The organism is Sabulicella flocculans, from assembly GCF_045449635.1.
In the GTDB taxonomy this organism is placed as follows: domain Bacteria; phylum Pseudomonadota; class Alphaproteobacteria; order Acetobacterales; family Acetobacteraceae; genus Roseococcus.
Map to the genome: position 1 here is coordinate 19109 of NZ_JBJJBR010000007.1, position 15065 is coordinate 34173.

A 15065-nucleotide genomic window follows, 5' to 3' on the forward strand; every position below is an offset into this window, starting at 1 on the left:
TCGACCCTTCACGGACCTGGGAGGCGACGCGCACCGGCGAGCGGCGGGAGCTGCCGCCGGGCCCGCCGGAATGGCTTTCGCCGCGGCACCGCCTGGTGCTGGGGCTGTTCGCGCTGTCGCTGCTGCTGGTCGGCGCCCTGGCCGGGGCGGCGGCGGCCGCCTTCGCCGCCGGGGCGCGCGGGGCGGCGGCGGTGCTGGGGCTGCTGACGCTGCTGGCGGCGCCGACGCTGCTGCTGGGCCCCTTGCAGGACCGCTGGCGGCACCGGCGCGGCCGGGGTCAGCCGCGCTCGTAGAGCAGGCGGGCGCGGATGGTGTGGGGCAGGGCGCGCAGCTCGGCGATGATGGCCTCGGCCTCGCGCGTCGCGCCGGCATCCACCACCACGTAGCCGATCTCGCCATCCGTCTGCAGGTACTGGCCGGCGATGTTCACGCCGCGCTTGGCGAAGACCTGGTTCACGTTGCCCAGCACGCCGGGCGCGTTGCGGTGCACGTGCATGAAGCGCGTGCCGGTGGGGCGCGCCGGCAGCGCCACCTGCGGGAAGTTCACCGCGCCCACGGTGGAGCCGGTGTCGCTGTAGTCGGCCAGCTTGCGCGCCACCTCCTCGCCGATGCGCGACTGCGCCTCCTCCGTGCTGCCGCCGATGTGGGGCGTCAGGATGACGTTGGGGATGCCCTGCACGGGGGTGACGAAGGGGTCGCCGTTGCGCTTGGGCTCCTCGGGGAAGACGTCCAGCGCGGCGCCGGCCAGGTGGCCGGAGCGCAGGGCGGCGGCCAGCGCCTCCATGTCCACCAGGGTGCCGCGGGCGTTGTTCACCAGGAAGGCGCCGGGCTTCATGGCGGCGACCTGCGCGGCGCCGATCATGCCCTGGGTCTCGGGCGTCTCGGGCACGTGGAGCGTCACGATGTCGGACCAGGTCAGCAGCTCGTTCAGGGTGGCGCAGCGCGAGGCGTTGCCCAGCGGCAGCTTGGCCGAGTGGTCGTAGTAGAGCACCCGCATCCCGAAGGATTCCGCCAGCACCGAAAGCTGGGAGCCGATGTTGCCGTAGCCGACGATGCCCAGCGTGCGCCCGCGCACCTCGCGGTAGCCGTCGGCGCTCTTGTCCCAGCCGCCGGCATGGGCGGCGACCGACTTGGGGAAGATGCCGCGCAGCAGCATCACGATCTCGCCCAGCGTCAGCTCGGCCACGGAGCGCGTGTTGGAGAAGGGGGCGTTGAACACCGGGATGCCGCGGTCGCGCGCCGCGGCGAGGTCCACCTGGTTGGTGCCGATGCAGAAGCAGCCGATGCTCATCAGCCGGTCGGCGTGCTCCAGCGCCTCCGCCGTCACCTCGGTGCGGGAGCGGATGCCCAGCATGTGCACGCCCTTCAGCGCCTCGTGCAGGGCCGGGCCTTCCAGCGCCTTCTTCTCGCGGCTGACGTTGGTGTAGCCGTCCTCCGCCAGCAGGGCGGTGGCGGTCTCGCTCACATTCTCCAGCAGCAGGGTGCGGATGCGGTTCTTGGGCAGGGAGAGCTGGTCGGACATTCAGGAATTCGCCAGTTCGAGGAGGGCCTGCGCCAGCACCCGGGTGCCGGCGGCGAGCTGCGCGGAGGTGGAATGCTCCGCCGGGTGGTGGGAGACGCCGTTGCGGCAGGGCACGAACAGCATCCCGGTGGGGCAGAGCGGCACCATGAACTGCGCGTCGTGGAAGGCGCCCGACGGCATGCGGCGCGCGCGCAGCCCCTGGGCCTTGGCCGCGCGCTCGACGGCGGCCGGCACCTCGGGCTGGAACTCCACCGGCACGGCGTGGAAGCGCTCGGTCAGGGTGAAGCGGCAGGTCTTCAGCGCCGCCTGGATGACGCCGGCGATGGCGTTGCCGCGCGCCTGGAGCACCTCATTGTCCGGGTGGCGGAAATCAATGGTGAAGCGCACCCGGTCGGCCACGGTGTTGGAGGTGTTGGGAAACACCTCCATGGAGGCCACGGTGAAGCGCAGCACGTCCTCGGGGTCGTGCATCAGGGTGTTCAGGGCGGTGATGGCGCGCACGGCGTCCTGCATCGCGTCCTTGCGGATGCGCAGCGGCGAGGTGCCGGCATGGTCGGTGCGGCCCTGGATCTCCACCAGGAACCAGCGCGAGCCCTGGATGCCGGTGACGATGCCGATCTCGTCGCCCTCCATCTCCAGGATGGGGCCCTGCTCGATATGGGCTTCCAGGTAGGCGTGCGGGGCCGCGCCCTCCACCACGCCCAGCGGGCGGCGGGGCAGGTCGGCCTCGGCGGCGTGCTGCTCGCGCAGCGCATCCGCGACGGTGATGCCCTGCAGGTCGGTCACCGCATCCCAGGTGTCGGGCCTGGCGAAGCCGGCATAGGCCATGGAGCCCATGCAGCCGGGCGCGAAGCGGCCGCCTTCCTCGTTGGTCCAGGCCACCACCTCGATGGCGCGCTTGGTGCGGGCGCCGGACTCGCGGATGGCCTGCACGGCCTCCAGCCCCGCCATCACGCCCCAGATGCCGTCGAAGCGGCCGCCATTGGGCTGGCTGTCCATGTGGCTGCCGGTCAGCACGGGGGGCAGCGTGGCGTCCGTGCCCTCGTGGCGCAGGAACAGGTTGCCCAGCGCGTCCACGCTCACCGCCAGCCCGGCCTCGGCGGCGTAGGAGATGAGCAGGCGCCGCGCCTCGCGGTCCAGCGCGCTCAGGCAGGGGCGGTTCACGCCGGTGTGGCCGTCGGGGTCGGTGAAGGCGCCGATCGCCGCCATCGCCATCATGCGGTCCCAGTGGCGCGCCTCGCTGACGGCGGCGACGAGGTTGGGGGCGACGGTGTCGGGCATGGGGGGCCTCCTGCGATGGGGCGGTTGTGCGGCGCGGCCCGCCCGAAATCAATCCGCGCCGCGCGCATGCTGCCCATCGGCCGGGCAGGCGGGCCGTTGCGCAGGCAGATCGGGGGCGTTGCGAAGCTTGCGGGCGGGGCGGCGCGGCGGCAGTTTGCGCCCCAGCACACCGGGAACCACGCATGGGCCGCCTGTCCACCCACGTCCTCGACACCGCCGCCGGCACGCCCGGCGCCGGCATGGAATACGCCCTGTTCCGGCTGGACGGCGCGGCGCGGGTGCTCGTCACGCAGGGCCGCACCAACGCCGATGGCCGCACCGACGCCCCGCTGCTGGCCGGCGACGCCTTCCGCGGCGGCCGCTACGAACTGGTCTTCCAGGCCGCGGCCTACTTCCGCGCGCGCGGCGTCCCGCTGGCCGAGCCGCCCTTCCTGGACGCCGTGACCCTGGCCTTCGGCATGGCCGAGGAGGGGCACTACCACGTGCCGCTGCTGGTCTCCCCCTTCTCCTTCACCACCTACCGCGGGAGCTGACGCGCCCATGGACGCCGCCTACTTGTGGGAATGGGCCAGCCTGCTGCTGCGCTGGCTGCACGTCATCACCGCCATCGCCTGGATCGGCGCGTCCTTCTACTTCATCGCGCTGGACAACAGCCTGGAGGCGCCGAAGGACGGAGACCCGCTGGTGCGCGGCGAGCAATGGTCGCTGCATGGCGGCGGCTTCTACTACAAGAAGAAGTTCAAGGGCGCGCCGCCGGCGATGCCCGCCACGCTGCACTGGTTCAAGTGGGAGGCCTACTGGACCTGGATCAGCGGCTTTGCCCTGTTCGCCCTGCTCTACTGGGGAAGGGCCGAGACCTACCTGATCGACCCCGAGGTCGCCGACATCAGCGTCTGGACCGCCGTGGCGGCCTCCATCGCCATCATCGTCGCCGGCTGGGTGGTCTATGACCAGCTCTGCAAGCGGCTGTGGGGACGCGAAGGTCTCATCACCGCGCTCGCCTTCCTCTGGGTCTCGGTGCTGGGCGTGGTGGCGACGCAACTGTTCAGCGGGCGCGGCGCCTTCCTGGTGATCGGCGTCACCATGGGCACCGCCATGGCCGCCAACGTCGCGCACGTCATCATCCCCGGCCAGCGCCGCATGGTGAAGGCCATCGAGGCCGGGCAGGAGCCCGACCCGAAGGACGGGCTGGCCGGCAAGCAGCGCTCCGTCCACAACACCTACGTCACCCTGCCGGTGCTGCTGATGATGCTCTCGCCGCACTACCCGATGCTGACGCAGGGGCGGTGGAACTGGGTGTCGCTGATCCTGCTCGTCGTCGCGGGCGCGCTGATCCGGCAGTTCTTCGTGCTGCGCCATTCGGGGCGCTCGAACTGGGCGCTGCCGGTGGGCGGCGCGGTGGCGCTGGGCGCGCTGGCCTGGCTGGTGGCCCCGCGGCCCGACCCGCGCTTCGCCGGGGTGGAGGCGCCGCCCTTCGCGGAGGTGCAGGCCATCGTCGCCGCCCGCTGCGCCACCTGCCACGCCGCCAACCCTTCCTTCGACGGAATCGGCGCCCCGCCCAAGGGCGTGGTGATGGAGACGGCGCAGCAGATCCGCCGCTGGGCCCAGCCGATGCGCCAGCAGGTGGCCAGCGAGGCGATGCCGCCCGGCAACCTGACCGACATCACCGACGAGGAGCGCGGCAAGATCCTCGCCTGGGTGGCCGGAGGCGCCCGGCTGGACTGAGCGCCCGCTCAGCCCCGGCTCCAGCCCTGGGCGCAGAAGGCGCCGCCCTGGAAGCGCTCCGCCACCGGGTCGTCGCTGCGCAGGTGGCCGACTTCGGCGCGGAACGCCTCCGCCGTGTCCCGCGGCGCCCAGCCCAGGCGCTGGCGATCATCGGCGCCCCAGAAGCTCGCCGGGTTGTCCGAGGCGCCCCAGACCCGCGCATAGCCCAGCTCCGGCGCGGCCAGCATCGCCTGGCACAGCCGCAGCAGGTCCGCCGCCGAGAGCCAGGTGGACAGCATCCGCGCGTCCACCGGCCGCGGGAAGCAGGAGCCGATGCGCACCACCAGGCTCTCCACCCCGTGCTTGTCCCAGTAGAGGCGGCCCATCAGCTCGCCATAGGCCTTGCTGAGCCCGTAGAAGCCGTCCGGGCGCAGCTCGCAGGCGGCGTCCAGGCGCGCGCTGCGCTCGTGGAAACCGATGGCGTGGTTGCTGGAGGCGAACAGCACCCGCGCGCCCGCGCGCCGCGCCGCCTCGTAGACGTGGAACAGGCCGGCGATGTTGGGCCCCAGCACTTCCTCGAACGGGCGCTCCACGCTGACGCCGCCGAAGTGCAGGATGGCCCGGCAGCCGGCCGCCAGCCGCGCCACCGCCGCGCCATCCGCCAGATCCGCCGCTTCGAAGCGGGCGCCCGGCGGCAGGGGGCCGGGGAAGGGGGCGATGTCCGTCAGCACCAGCGGCACCCCGGCCTCCGCCAGTCCCCGCGCCAGGCCGCGCCCCAGCGCCCCTGCCGCCCCGGTCAGCAGCACCGGCCGCGCCGCGTCCATCGCCATCCTCCCATCCTCCTCACCGCCGCCCGGGTTCCGCCGCGGGCCGCCAGCGCCCATCATCCGCCCGACCGAGCCCGGAGTCTGCCCCCGATGCGCCACGCCTTCCCCACGCTGAACGACGCCGCCCTGCTGCTGGAGCGCGGCGAGGCCACCGCCGCCGCCCTGGTGGAGGAGGCGCTGGCCCGCGCCGCCGAGGGCGAGGGGCCGCGCGCCTTCACCACCCTGCACGCCAAGTCGGCGCGGGATTGCGCCCTGGCGATGGACGCGCTGCGAAAGGCCGGCCGCGCCCCCTCGCGCTTCGCCGGCATCCCCGTCACGGTGAAGGACCTGTTCGACGAGGCCGGGCAGGTCACCCGCGCCGGCTCCAAGGCGCTGCGCGGCGATCCGGCGCGCCGCACCGCGCCGGCCGTGCAACGCCTGCTGCGCCAGGGCTTCGTGGTGCTGGGCCGCACCAACATGAGCGAGTTCGCCTTCAGCGGCCTGGGCGTGAACCCGCATTTCGGCACGCCGCTGAGCCCGTGGGACCGCGCGACCGGCCGCCTGCCCGGCGGCTCCTCCTCCGGCGCGGCGGTGGCGGCGGCGGATGGCATGGGCTTCGGCGGGCTGGGCACCGACACCGGCGGCTCCTGCCGCATCCCCGCCGCGCTGTGCGGCATCGTGGGCTTCAAGCCCACCGCCGCGCGGGTGCCGCTGGAGGGGGCCTATCCGCTCGCCGCCTCGCTCGATTCGGTCGGGCCGCTGGCGCGCTCCGTGCGCGATTGCCAGGTGCTGGACGCCTTCGCCTCCGGGCTGGAGGAAGCGCCGCCCCTCGTCCCGGCGGAACTCGCCGGGCTGCGGCTGGGCGTGCTGCACACGGTGGTGGAGGACGGGCTGGTGGGCGAGGTGGCGCGCCCCTACGCCCGCGCCCTGGCCCGGCTGGAGGCGGCCGGCGCCCGGCTGTTCGACCTGACGCTGCCGGCGCTGGAGCGCCTGCCCGGCATCAACGCCAAGGGCGGCCTGACCGCCGCCGAGGCCATGGCGCTGCACGCCGCCACCATCGAGGCGGCGGAAGCCGAGTACGACCCGCGCATCCTGGGCCGGATCCGCCGCGGCGCCGCCATCACCGCCGTGGAGTACCTGGAGGTCCAGCGCGCCCGGCGCGAGGTGCAGGCCGACTGCGCCGCCCGCATGGCGCCTTTCGACGCCGTCATCTGCCCCACCGTGCCCATCCCGCCCCCCGCCCTGGCCGAGGTGGAGGAGGAGGGCGAGTATGGCCGCCTGAACCTGCTGCTGCTGCGCAACACCGCCATCGCCAACTTCCTGGACATCTGCGCCATCTCGCTGCCCGTCCATGCGCCGGGCGAGGCGCCGGCGGGGCTGATGCTGATGGCCCCGGCGATGGCGGATGCCCGGCTGCTGGCCATCGCCGCCGGGGCGGAGGCGGCGCTGGGCTGACGCGCGCGCCGCGGCCTCAGGCCCACTGGCCGCGCAGGAAGCCCAGCGCCGGCAGCGGCGTCCAGCGGCGCGGCAGGTCGGAGCGGCGGATGGGCGCCACCGAGTAGCGCGGCACCTCCTGCCGGGTGCGGCGCAGGAAGTCCTCGTAGGCGCGGACCTCGCGCGCCCGCCAGTCCCGGTCCTCCAGCGCCTGGGCGTGGGAGCGGTAGACTTCCGCCACGCGGGTCTGCTTGCCCAGGTGGGCGAGCACGGCCCACAGCCGGTCCTCGTTGCCCTGCTTCACCAGCGTCAGCTCGGCCATGGGGAAAGAGAAGGTGACGCGGCGGCGGCGGGTCAAGCCCGGAATGAAGAAGGGCCGGGGGTCGCCCCCCGGCCCTCCCGCGTGCGCCGGGGCGCGCGGCGTCAGGCGATGCGCTCGCCGTGCTGGGTCACGTCCAGCCCCTCGCGCTCCTCCTCCTCGCTCACCCGCAGGCCGATGATGGCGTCCACCACCTTGAGGATGATGAAGGTGGCGATGGCGGTGAAGGCGAACACCGCGACGACCGCGTAGACCTGGATCAGCAGCTGGTCCAGCGAGCCCGCGTAGCCGTCCGGCGAGGCGGTGGTGGCCGAAAGCGGGCCGTAGGCGAACACGCCGGTCAGCAGCGCGCCCAGGATGCCGCAGACGCCGTGCACGCCGAAGGCGTCCAGGCTGTCGTCGTAGCCCAGCCAGTGCTTCAGCGCCGTGGCGCCCCAGAAGCCGGACAGGCCGGCGGCCACGCCGATGATCAGCGCCGGGCCGGGCAGCACGAAGCCCGCCGCCGGGGTGATGGCGACCAGCCCGGCCACCGCGCCGGAGATGGCGCCCAGCACGGAGGGCTTGCCCTTGGTCATCCACTCGGCGGCCAGCCAGGCCAGCACGGCGGCGGCGGCGGCGACCTGCGTCACCAGCATCGCCATGCCGGCGCGGCCGCCGGCGGCGCCGGCGGAACCGGCGTTGAAGCCGAACCAGCCCACCCACAGCAGCCCGGCGCCGATCACGGCGTAGGTCAGGTTGTAGGGCGCCATGTTGTCATGCCCGTAGCCCAGGCGCTTGCCCAGCACGAGGGCGGCGACCAGGCCGGCCACGCCGGCATTGATGTGCACCACCGTGCCGCCGGCGAAGTCCAGCGCGCCGAGCGCGAAGATCCAGCCATTCGGGTGCCACACCCAATGGGCCACCGGGGCGTAGACCAGCAGCGACCACAGCAGCGTGAAGGCCAGCATGGCGGAGAACTTCATGCGGTCGGCGAAGGCGCCGGTGATCAGCGCGGGGGTGATGATGGCGAAGGTCATCTGGAACATCAGGAAGACCGTCTCGGGGATGGTGAAGGCCACCGCCGCGTCGCCCGTGCCCAGGGTGAAGGGCTGGTCCCAGCGCTCGGCCACGCCGGCAAGCAGGAACTTCGACAGGTCGCCGATCCAGGCGTTGCCCTCGCCGAAGGCCAGCGAGTAGCCGGCCACCACCCAGATCACGGAGGACAGGGCGCAGATGGTGAAGGACTGCGCCAGCGTGGCCAGCACGTTCTTCTTGCGCACCATGCCGGCGTAGAACAGCGCCAGCCCCGGCACCGTCATCAGCAGCACCAGCGCGGTGGAGGTGAGCATCCAGGCGGTGTCGCCCGAGTTCACCGTGGCCTCCTGGGCCGCCGCCGGCAGGGCCAGCGCGGCCAGCGGCGCGGCCGCGAGGGCCGCGCGCATCGTCGTCTTCATGCGTTCGTCTTTCCCGTGTGGATGTTTGTCAAAGCGCCGCGCCATCGGCCTCGCCGGTGCGGATGCGCATGGCGCGCTCCACGTCCAGCACGAAGACCTTGCCGTCGCCGATCTTGCCGGTGCGCGCCGCCGCGCCGATCGCCTCGACCACGGCGTCGGCCAGCTCGTCCGCCACCACGACCTCGATCTTGAGCTTCGGCAGGAAGCTCACCTGGTACTCCGCGCCGCGGTAGATCTCCGTCTGGCCCTTCTGCCGGCCGAACCCCTTCACCTCCGTCACCGTCAGCCCCTGCACGCCGAGCGGGGTGAGCGCGTCGCGCACCTCGTCCAGCTTGAAGGGCTTGATGACCGCCATCACGAGCTTCATCAGCCTTGACCTCTCCCGTCGCTGCGCGACCGGGTGAGCCCCGGCGCCGCATCCAGGGGTGGCATGCGGCGATGGCCAGCCGCCAGCCGGGGAAAAGCGTGAAATCACGCCGGCATCCGGTGATTGCACGTTTCCTGGGCAGCGACGGCGTTTTCCGCCCGCCCCCTGAACGCGGCCCCGCATCCGCGCTAAACCCCTCTCCATGACTGCCCCGCTGCACACCGACATCGCGATCATCGGCGCCGGGCCGGTGGGCGCCACCCTGGCCTGCGCCCTGGGCGCGCAAGGCATCGCCGTCACCGTGCTGGACCACGCCGCCCTGCCGCCGATGGAGCTGCCGGCCTTCGATGGCCGCGCCTACGCCATCGCGCTGGCCTCGCGCCGCGTGCTGGAGGCGGCGGGGCTGTGGGAGCACCTGCCCATCACCCCCGGCCCCATCCGCGCCATCAAGGTGGCGGACGGCCGCGTGGGCGAGCGCCCCTCCGCCCTCGACCTCGACTTCCGCGCGGAGGAGGTGGGCGAGGAACCCTTCGGCTGGATGGTGGAGGCGCGCGCCCTGCGCGTGGCGCTGAACCGCCGCCTGCCCGAGCTGCCCTCCGTGACGCTGCTGGCGCCGATGACGGCGGAGGTGGAGCGCGCGGACACCGGCGTCACCCTGCGGCTGGCCGATGGCCGCACCCTGCTGGCCAAGCTGGTGGTCGGCGCCGAGGGCCGCCAATCCCCCCTGCGCGAGCAGGCCGGCATCCGCGTGCTGCGCCACGACTACGGCCAGGACGGGCTGGTGGGCGCCTTCGCGCATGAGCGCCCGCACCACCAGCAGGCGCTGGAGCTGTTCCTGCCCGCCGGCCCCTTCGCCCAGCTTCCCCTGGCCGAGGCCGGCGCGTTCGGCGCCTCCGCCCTGCCGCACGCCTCCGCCTTCGTCTGGACGGAAGGGCGCGCCGCCGCCCGCCGCCTGCTGGCGCTGGACGACGCGGCCTTCGCGCGCGAGCTGCGCCGCCGCCTGGGCGACCGGCTGGGCGCCATCGAGCCCATCGGCCGCCGCTGGCACTACCCGCTGACCGCGCTGCACGCCCAGCGCTACGTCGCCACGCGGCTGGCGCTGGTGGGGGACGCGGCGCACGGCATGCACCCCATCGCCGGGCAGGGGCTGAACATCGGCTTCCGCGACGCCGCCGCGCTGTCCCGCCTGCTGGGCGAGGCCATCCGCCGCGGCGCCGACCCCGGCCACCCCGAGGTGCTGCGCCGCTACCAGGCCGAGCGGCGGCCCGATGCCATGCTGATGATCGGCGCCACCCACCTGCTGGAGAAGCTGTTCGGCAACGATGTCGGCCCGGTGCGGCTGGCGCGCCGCCTGGGCATCGCCGCGGTGGACCGCATCGGCCCGCTCAAGCGGCTGTTCGCGCGGCAGGCCATGGGGCTGGCGTTGCGGGGATAGGGCAGGACCTGAGGCGCGGGGAACGCCGTGGCGGCAAGCTGCCGACCTGGTGCCGCGGGGTCACGCCCGGGCTACCAGCGGCAGACCTCGCGCGTCACCCAGCGCTCGCCCACCACGCGGCCCCAGCGGTCGCGCACCGGCACCGGCTGGCGCACCAGCCGGCAGCGCGGGCCGCGGCGGCGGCCGCGCCGGGGCGGCGGGCCGTAGCCGTACTGCACCGGTTCCGCCGCGCTCTCCGCGCCCGCGGAAAGCCCGGAGGCATCGCCCATCGCCGCCTGCGCCGCGCCCACCGGCGCCAGCAGCAGGCCCAGCAGGAAGCCGCGGCGCCGCATCCTCAGCGCGCCGAAACCTGGCTGCGCGCCGGCGCGGCGCGCGCCGCCTCGGCCGGGCGCACCCGCCAGGGTGCGGGCGGGGCGGCGATCACCTGCACCTCGGCCGTCCAGTCGGGGGTGGAGGTGAAGCTTCGCACGTCGCCGCGCGCCGCCAGGGCCAGGCCGGGCAGCAGCAGCAGTCCGAGGGCAGGGAGGAAGCGCGTCATGCCCCCTTCAACGCCGCGCCGCGAATCGTGGTTTCAGCGGGACTTGCGCGGATCCCTTGACAGGCCCTTCAAAGCCAGGGCCGCTTCGTAGTCAGCCCATGCCTGGGCCTGCTCCTCGCCCAGCCGGCGCAGCCACGCCCAGGTGTAGATGCCGCTGTCGTGCAGGTCGTCGAAGGCGATGCGCACCGCGTAGTGGCCCACCGGCTCGATGCGCAGGATGCCCACTTCCCGCCGCCCGGCGACGATCACCTTCTGCCCCGGCCCGTGGCCCTGCACCTCGGCGGAGGGCGATTCGACGCGCAGCAGCTCCGCGGGCAGGTCGAAGCGCGCGCCGTCGGCGAACTCCACCTCCAGCACGCGCGCCTCGCGGCGATAGCGCAGCGCGGTGACGGCGGGGGCCATCTCAGTCCAGCTTGCGCGCCTGGTCGGGCAGCATGATGGGGATGCCATCGCGCACCGGATAGGCCAGGCCGGCGCCGTCGCTCACCAGCTCGCCGCGCTCGCGGTCGTAGCGCAGCGGGCCCTTGGTGACCGGGCAGACCAGGATTTCCAGCAGCTTCGGGTCCACGGGGGCGGGGGTGTCGGCCATGGGCATGGTTCTAGAGCAGATTGCCGCGCGGCGGAAACGGCCCGCGGCGTGAATCTGCGCCGCCGCGCTAGCTCGGCCGCGCGTCGGGCGGCAGCTCGCCGCCCAGCGCGCCCATGCGCAGCAGCGCCAGCAGGGCGGAGGCGCGCTCGGGCAGGGTGTTGGCCTCCAGCAGCGCCTGCTTCTCGGCCACGGTGAAGGGGCAGACCATCGCCAGCGTCGTCACCAGCGCGTGGCCGGACAGCGCCTCGATGGCCTCGTGGTTCACCTCCAGCCCCTTGGCGGCGAAGAAGGGGCGCACCGCCTGCAGGATGTCGGCGCGCGGCACCGGCAGCGTCTCCGGCTCCAGGTCCGCCAGGAAGGGGCCGTAGTCGGCGCGCACGCGGCGGTAGCCCCGGCGCATCGGCAGCTCCTCCATCACCTGGAAGCGCGCCACGCCGGTCAGGGTGATGAGCAGCCGCCCGTCCTCCATCTCGGCGAAGGAGGACAGCCGGCCGAGGCAGCCGACGCCGAAGATGGCGCTGCCGCCATCGGCGCGGCGCGGGCGGGACGGGTCGCCCTGGATCATGCCGAACATGCGCCCTTCGGCCAGGCTGTCCAGCACCATCGCCAGGTAGCGCGGCTCGAAGATGTTGAGCGGCAGCCGCCCACCGGGCAGCAGCAGCGCGCCGGAAAGCGGGAACACCGCGATCTCCGCCGGCAGCTGGTCGGGCAGGGGGTGCCAGGGCTTCACGCGCCCGGCCCCCGCCGCCCGGCCGCGGGCGCCGGCCCGCGCGGGCGCCGGCCGCCGCCGGATCCTGGCGCCGCGCGCCTCACCGGTTGATGACGGCCGAGAGCTTGCGCCGCGCCTTCACCGTGTCGGCGTCCATGATGCCCCAGGCCTCGAACAGCTGCAGCAGCTGCCGGCGCGCCGCGCCCTCGTTCCAGGAATCGTCGCGGCGGATGGAGGCCAGCAGCTCGTCCGCCGCCGCCTGCCGCTCCCCGGCGGCGTTCAGCGCCACCGCCAGCTCGATGCGCGCCGCGTGGTCGTCCGGGTCGGCGGCGATGCGCGCCTTCATCTCGCCCAGCTTGCCCTGGGCCTCGCGCCCGGCCTTGGCCAGCTCCAGCGCCGCGCGCACGGCGGCCACCTCGGGGTGGGCCTTCAGCTTGTCGGAAAGGCTGTCGAGCATCTGCGCCGCCTGCTCCTCCTCCTCCAGCAGCATCAGGCAGCGGGCCAGCCTGGCCAGGGCCTCGGCGTTCTCCGGCTCCTGCTGGGCCAGGGCGGCGAAGATCTCCAGGGCACCCTGGGCGTCGCCGCCTTCCAGCAGGGCCTTGCCCTCGGCCAGCAGGTCGGCGCCGGGCAGCTGGCCGCCATCCATCTTCAGCACCGCCTCGATGAACTTGCGCACCTCGCCCTCGGGCAGGGCGCCCTGGAACAGGTCGGCGATCTGGCCCTTCACGAAGGCCACCACGGTGGGCACAGACTGCAGCGGCAGCCCCATCTGCGAGAGCTGCGCCACCAGCTGCTGGTTCTTGTCGATGTCGATCTTGACCAGGCGCACGCGGCCCTGGGCGGCGCGCACCACCTTCTCCAGCGTCGGCGTCAGCGTCTTGCAGGGCCCGCACCAGGTGGCCCAGAAATCCACCAGGACCGGGACCTCGCGCGAGGCCTCCACCACGTCCTTCATGAAGGAGCGCTGGTCGCCGTCCTTGATGGGGTCCTGGCCGGCGTCGCCGATGATCGTGTCCATGTTCATGTCCCTGGCGCAACGGAGATGTTGTCGCCCAGAGATAGGACAAGGGCCGCCCGGAAGTTACCCCCCCGCCCGCGCCGCTCTCATCCCCCCGCCCGCGCCGCCATCATCCCCCCGCTCGCGCCGCTTCGACCACCTCGCGGAACAGCCGGGCGGGCAGGGTGCCGCCCTTCACCTCCTCCATGCCGGCGTTGTCGTCGTTGCCCAGCCAGACGCCGATGGCCAGGGTCTGCCCGCCGGTCTGCACGAAGCCCAGGAACCACGCGTCGCGGTAGTCCTGCGTGGTGCCGGTCTTGCCGCCCACCACCAGCCCCGGCACCGCGGCGGCCCGGCCGGAGCCGCGCTGCACCGCGGCCAGCATCATCTGGCGCATCGCCGCCGCGTGGGCGGGCTGCACCACCTGGGGCATGTCGGGCATCGCCAGGTTCACCCCCTCGATGCGCGCCATGCCGAAGGGCGTCACCCGCCGGCCGCCATTGGCCAGGGCGGCGTAGGCGGCCGTCATGTCCAGCAGCGTCGCCTCGCCGGTGCCCAGCACCACGGAGGCGTCGCGGCCGAAGCGCCCCTCCACCCCCAGCCGCCCGGCGGCCTCGGCCACCGCGCGCGGCCCGCCGCCGGCCTGCATCACCCGCACCGCCGCAGTGTTCACCGAATGGGCGAAGGCGTCCTCCAGCGTGATGGAGCCGCGCGCCCGCCAGCCCCCGTTGGAGGGCGACCACCGCCCCAGCGTGACCGGCGTGTCCGCCACCGCGTCGCCCGGCCCCAGCCCGTGCTCCAGCGCCGCCAGGTAGGCGAAGGCCTTGAAGGTGGAGCCCGGCTGGCGCCGCGCGTCGGTGGCGCGGTTGAAGGGCGAGCGCCGGAAGTCCCGCCCGCCGGCCATGGCGCGCACCGCCCCGGTCTGGGCGTCCAGCACCAGCACCGCGCCCTGGCCGACGCGCGCCCCCGCCCCCTCGCGGTCCAGCAGCGCGGCGAGGCGGGATTCCACCGCCTCCTGCCAGCGGCGGTCCAGCGTGGTGCGGATGACCAGGTCGCGCGAGTCGGGGAACTTGGTCGGCACGTCCTCGAAGATCCAGTCGGCGAACCAGCCGCCCTGGCGGGAGGGGCGCGGCGGGATGGCCATCTCGGCGATGGCGGCGTCGCGCTGGGCGGGGGTGATGGCGCCGGTCTCGGCCATGGCGCGCAGCACGTCGCGGGCGCGCGCCATCGCGCCCTCGGGGTTGGAGCGCGGGTTGTGGCGGGACGGCGCCTGCGGCAGCCCGGCGATCACCGCGCTCTGCCACAGGTTCAGCCGTCGGGCGGAGGTGCCGAAATACACCCGCGCCGCCGCGTCCACCCCCCAGGCGCCGGCGCCCAGGTAGGCGCGGTTGAGGTAGATCTCCAGCAGCTGGTCCTTGGTGAAGCGCCCTTCCAGCCACAGCGCCAGGATGGCCTCCTGCACCTTGCGGCGGAACGAGCGCTCGCGGGACAGGAACAGGTTCTTCGCCAGCTGCTGCGTCAGGGTGGAGCCGCCCTGCACCACCTCGCCCTCGCTGAGGTTGCGCCACAGGGCGCGGGCGATGCCCAGCGGGTCCACGCCCCGGTGCTCGCGGAAGCGGCGGTCCTCGATGGCCAGCAGGGCGGCGGGCAGGTGGGCGGGCAGGTCGCGCAGGCGCAGCGTCTCGCCATACAGGTCGCCCTGGGTGGCCAGCAGCCCGCCATCGGCCATCTGCAGCGTCACCGAGGGGCGGCGCTGGGCGGCCAGCGCGGCGTCGGCCCGCGGCAGGTCCCAGGTGAGGAACAGCAGCAGGGCGCCCAGCCCCAGCGCGCCCCAGATGGCCAGCAGCACGGCCAGCACCGCGAGCCGCCGGCCGGGCGTGCGGCGGGCGGGGCGGGGCGCAGGCCCGCTCGGGGGGGGCGGCGGGGTGGGG

At 74.2% G+C, this 15065-nt stretch carries 18 protein-coding genes; 5 read left to right on the forward strand and 13 right to left on the reverse strand.

What is annotated here, in order from left to right; translation table 11 throughout:
* Positions 1 to 95: 95 nt before the first annotated feature.
* Positions 96 to 293 carry a hypothetical protein gene (locus tag ACI6QG_RS09205; RefSeq protein WP_407024300.1) on the forward strand — a complete coding sequence of 66 codons (198 nt, stop codon included), beginning with the start codon at positions 96 to 98 and terminating at the stop codon, positions 291 to 293.
* Here the strand turns inward: ACI6QG_RS09205 and serA are convergent.
* Both serA and ACI6QG_RS09215 read right to left on the reverse strand, forming a co-directional pair.
* Complete coding sequence (serA, locus tag ACI6QG_RS09210) at positions 278 to 1522, reverse strand: phosphoglycerate dehydrogenase (RefSeq protein ID WP_407024301.1); 1245 nt, start codon at positions 1520 to 1522, stop codon at positions 278 to 280. The two genes, ACI6QG_RS09205 and serA, sit on opposite strands and share 16 nt — an antisense overlap.
* Positions 1523 to 2803: a M20 family metallo-hydrolase gene (locus ACI6QG_RS09215; protein WP_407024302.1), complete on the reverse strand. Its 1281-nt coding sequence runs from the start codon at positions 2801 to 2803 to the stop codon at positions 1523 to 1525.
* A 182-nt stretch (positions 2804 to 2985) separates the two neighbouring features.
* On the opposite strand from ACI6QG_RS09215, the gene uraH reads away from it, so the two are divergent.
* Together uraH and ACI6QG_RS09225 are read left to right on the forward strand one after the other, a co-directional pair.
* Positions 2986 to 3336: a hydroxyisourate hydrolase gene (gene uraH, locus ACI6QG_RS09220; RefSeq protein ID WP_407024303.1), complete on the forward strand. Its 351-nt coding sequence runs from the start codon at positions 2986 to 2988 to the stop codon at positions 3334 to 3336.
* 7 nt (positions 3337 to 3343) lie between these two features.
* Positions 3344 to 4528, forward strand: coding sequence for a urate hydroxylase PuuD (locus ACI6QG_RS09225; RefSeq protein ID WP_407024304.1), 1185 nt, complete (start codon positions 3344 to 3346; stop codon positions 4526 to 4528).
* 8 nt (positions 4529 to 4536) lie between these two features.
* Here the strand turns inward: ACI6QG_RS09225 and ACI6QG_RS09230 are convergent, their stop codons facing one another.
* Positions 4537 to 5337: an NAD-dependent epimerase/dehydratase family protein gene (locus ACI6QG_RS09230; RefSeq protein WP_407024305.1), complete on the reverse strand. Its 801-nt coding sequence runs from the start codon at positions 5335 to 5337 to the stop codon at positions 4537 to 4539.
* A gap of 87 nt (positions 5338 to 5424) precedes the next feature.
* On the opposite strand from ACI6QG_RS09230, the gene ACI6QG_RS09235 reads away from it, so the two are divergent.
* Positions 5425 to 6768: an amidase gene (locus ACI6QG_RS09235; RefSeq protein ID WP_407024306.1), complete on the forward strand. Its 1344-nt coding sequence runs from the start codon at positions 5425 to 5427 to the stop codon at positions 6766 to 6768.
* 16 nt (positions 6769 to 6784) lie between these two features.
* Here the strand turns inward: ACI6QG_RS09235 and ACI6QG_RS09240 are convergent, their stop codons facing one another.
* The 3 genes from ACI6QG_RS09240 to ACI6QG_RS09250 all read right to left on the reverse strand — a co-directional run bounded on the left by ACI6QG_RS09240 (position 6785) and on the right by ACI6QG_RS09250 (position 8866).
* Positions 6785 to 7105 (reverse strand): hypothetical protein, encoded by a 321-nt coding sequence (locus ACI6QG_RS09240; protein WP_407024307.1) that lies wholly within the window; start codon positions 7103 to 7105, stop codon positions 6785 to 6787.
* 65 nt (positions 7106 to 7170) lie between these two features.
* Positions 7171 to 8499: an ammonium transporter gene (locus ACI6QG_RS09245; protein ID WP_407024308.1), complete on the reverse strand. Its 1329-nt coding sequence runs from the start codon at positions 8497 to 8499 to the stop codon at positions 7171 to 7173.
* 28 nt (positions 8500 to 8527) lie between these two features.
* Positions 8528 to 8866 carry a P-II family nitrogen regulator gene (locus ACI6QG_RS09250; protein WP_407024309.1) on the reverse strand — a complete coding sequence of 113 codons (339 nt, stop codon included), beginning with the start codon at positions 8864 to 8866 and terminating at the stop codon, positions 8528 to 8530.
* Positions 8867 to 9068: 202 nt separating this feature from the next.
* Between ACI6QG_RS09250 and ACI6QG_RS09255 the strand changes: the two genes are divergently transcribed.
* Complete coding sequence (locus ACI6QG_RS09255; RefSeq protein ID WP_407024310.1) at positions 9069 to 10301, forward strand: UbiH/UbiF/VisC/COQ6 family ubiquinone biosynthesis hydroxylase; 1233 nt, start codon at positions 9069 to 9071, stop codon at positions 10299 to 10301.
* A gap of 71 nt (positions 10302 to 10372) precedes the next feature.
* Here the strand turns inward: ACI6QG_RS09255 and ACI6QG_RS09260 are convergent, their stop codons facing one another.
* The 7 genes from ACI6QG_RS09260 to ACI6QG_RS09290 form a co-directional block, all read right to left on the reverse strand.
* Positions 10373 to 10633 (reverse strand): hypothetical protein, encoded by a 261-nt coding sequence (locus ACI6QG_RS09260; protein ID WP_407024311.1) that lies wholly within the window; start codon positions 10631 to 10633, stop codon positions 10373 to 10375.
* Positions 10634 to 10635: 2 nt separating this feature from the next.
* Complete coding sequence (locus ACI6QG_RS09265; protein ID WP_407024312.1) at positions 10636 to 10839, reverse strand: hypothetical protein; 204 nt, start codon at positions 10837 to 10839, stop codon at positions 10636 to 10638.
* 33 nt (positions 10840 to 10872) lie between these two features.
* Complete coding sequence (locus tag ACI6QG_RS09270; protein ID WP_407024313.1) at positions 10873 to 11241, reverse strand: gamma-butyrobetaine hydroxylase family protein; 369 nt, start codon at positions 11239 to 11241, stop codon at positions 10873 to 10875.
* 1 nt (position 11242) lies between these two features.
* On the reverse strand, positions 11243 to 11428 hold the full coding sequence (locus ACI6QG_RS09275) for a Trm112 family protein (RefSeq protein ID WP_407024314.1): 186 nt from the start codon (positions 11426 to 11428) through the stop codon (positions 11243 to 11245).
* Positions 11429 to 11495: 67 nt separating this feature from the next.
* Positions 11496 to 12158 carry an LON peptidase substrate-binding domain-containing protein gene (locus ACI6QG_RS09280; protein ID WP_407024315.1) on the reverse strand — a complete coding sequence of 221 codons (663 nt, stop codon included), beginning with the start codon at positions 12156 to 12158 and terminating at the stop codon, positions 11496 to 11498.
* Positions 12159 to 12237: 79 nt separating this feature from the next.
* Complete coding sequence (locus ACI6QG_RS09285) at positions 12238 to 13155, reverse strand: tetratricopeptide repeat protein (RefSeq protein WP_407024316.1); 918 nt, start codon at positions 13153 to 13155, stop codon at positions 12238 to 12240.
* Between the two features lie 109 nt (positions 13156 to 13264).
* Entirely contained in the window at positions 13265 to 14992 is a 1728-nt protein-coding gene (locus ACI6QG_RS09290) for a transglycosylase domain-containing protein (protein ID WP_407024317.1), read from the reverse strand.
* Positions 14993 to 15065 lie beyond the last annotated feature (73 nt).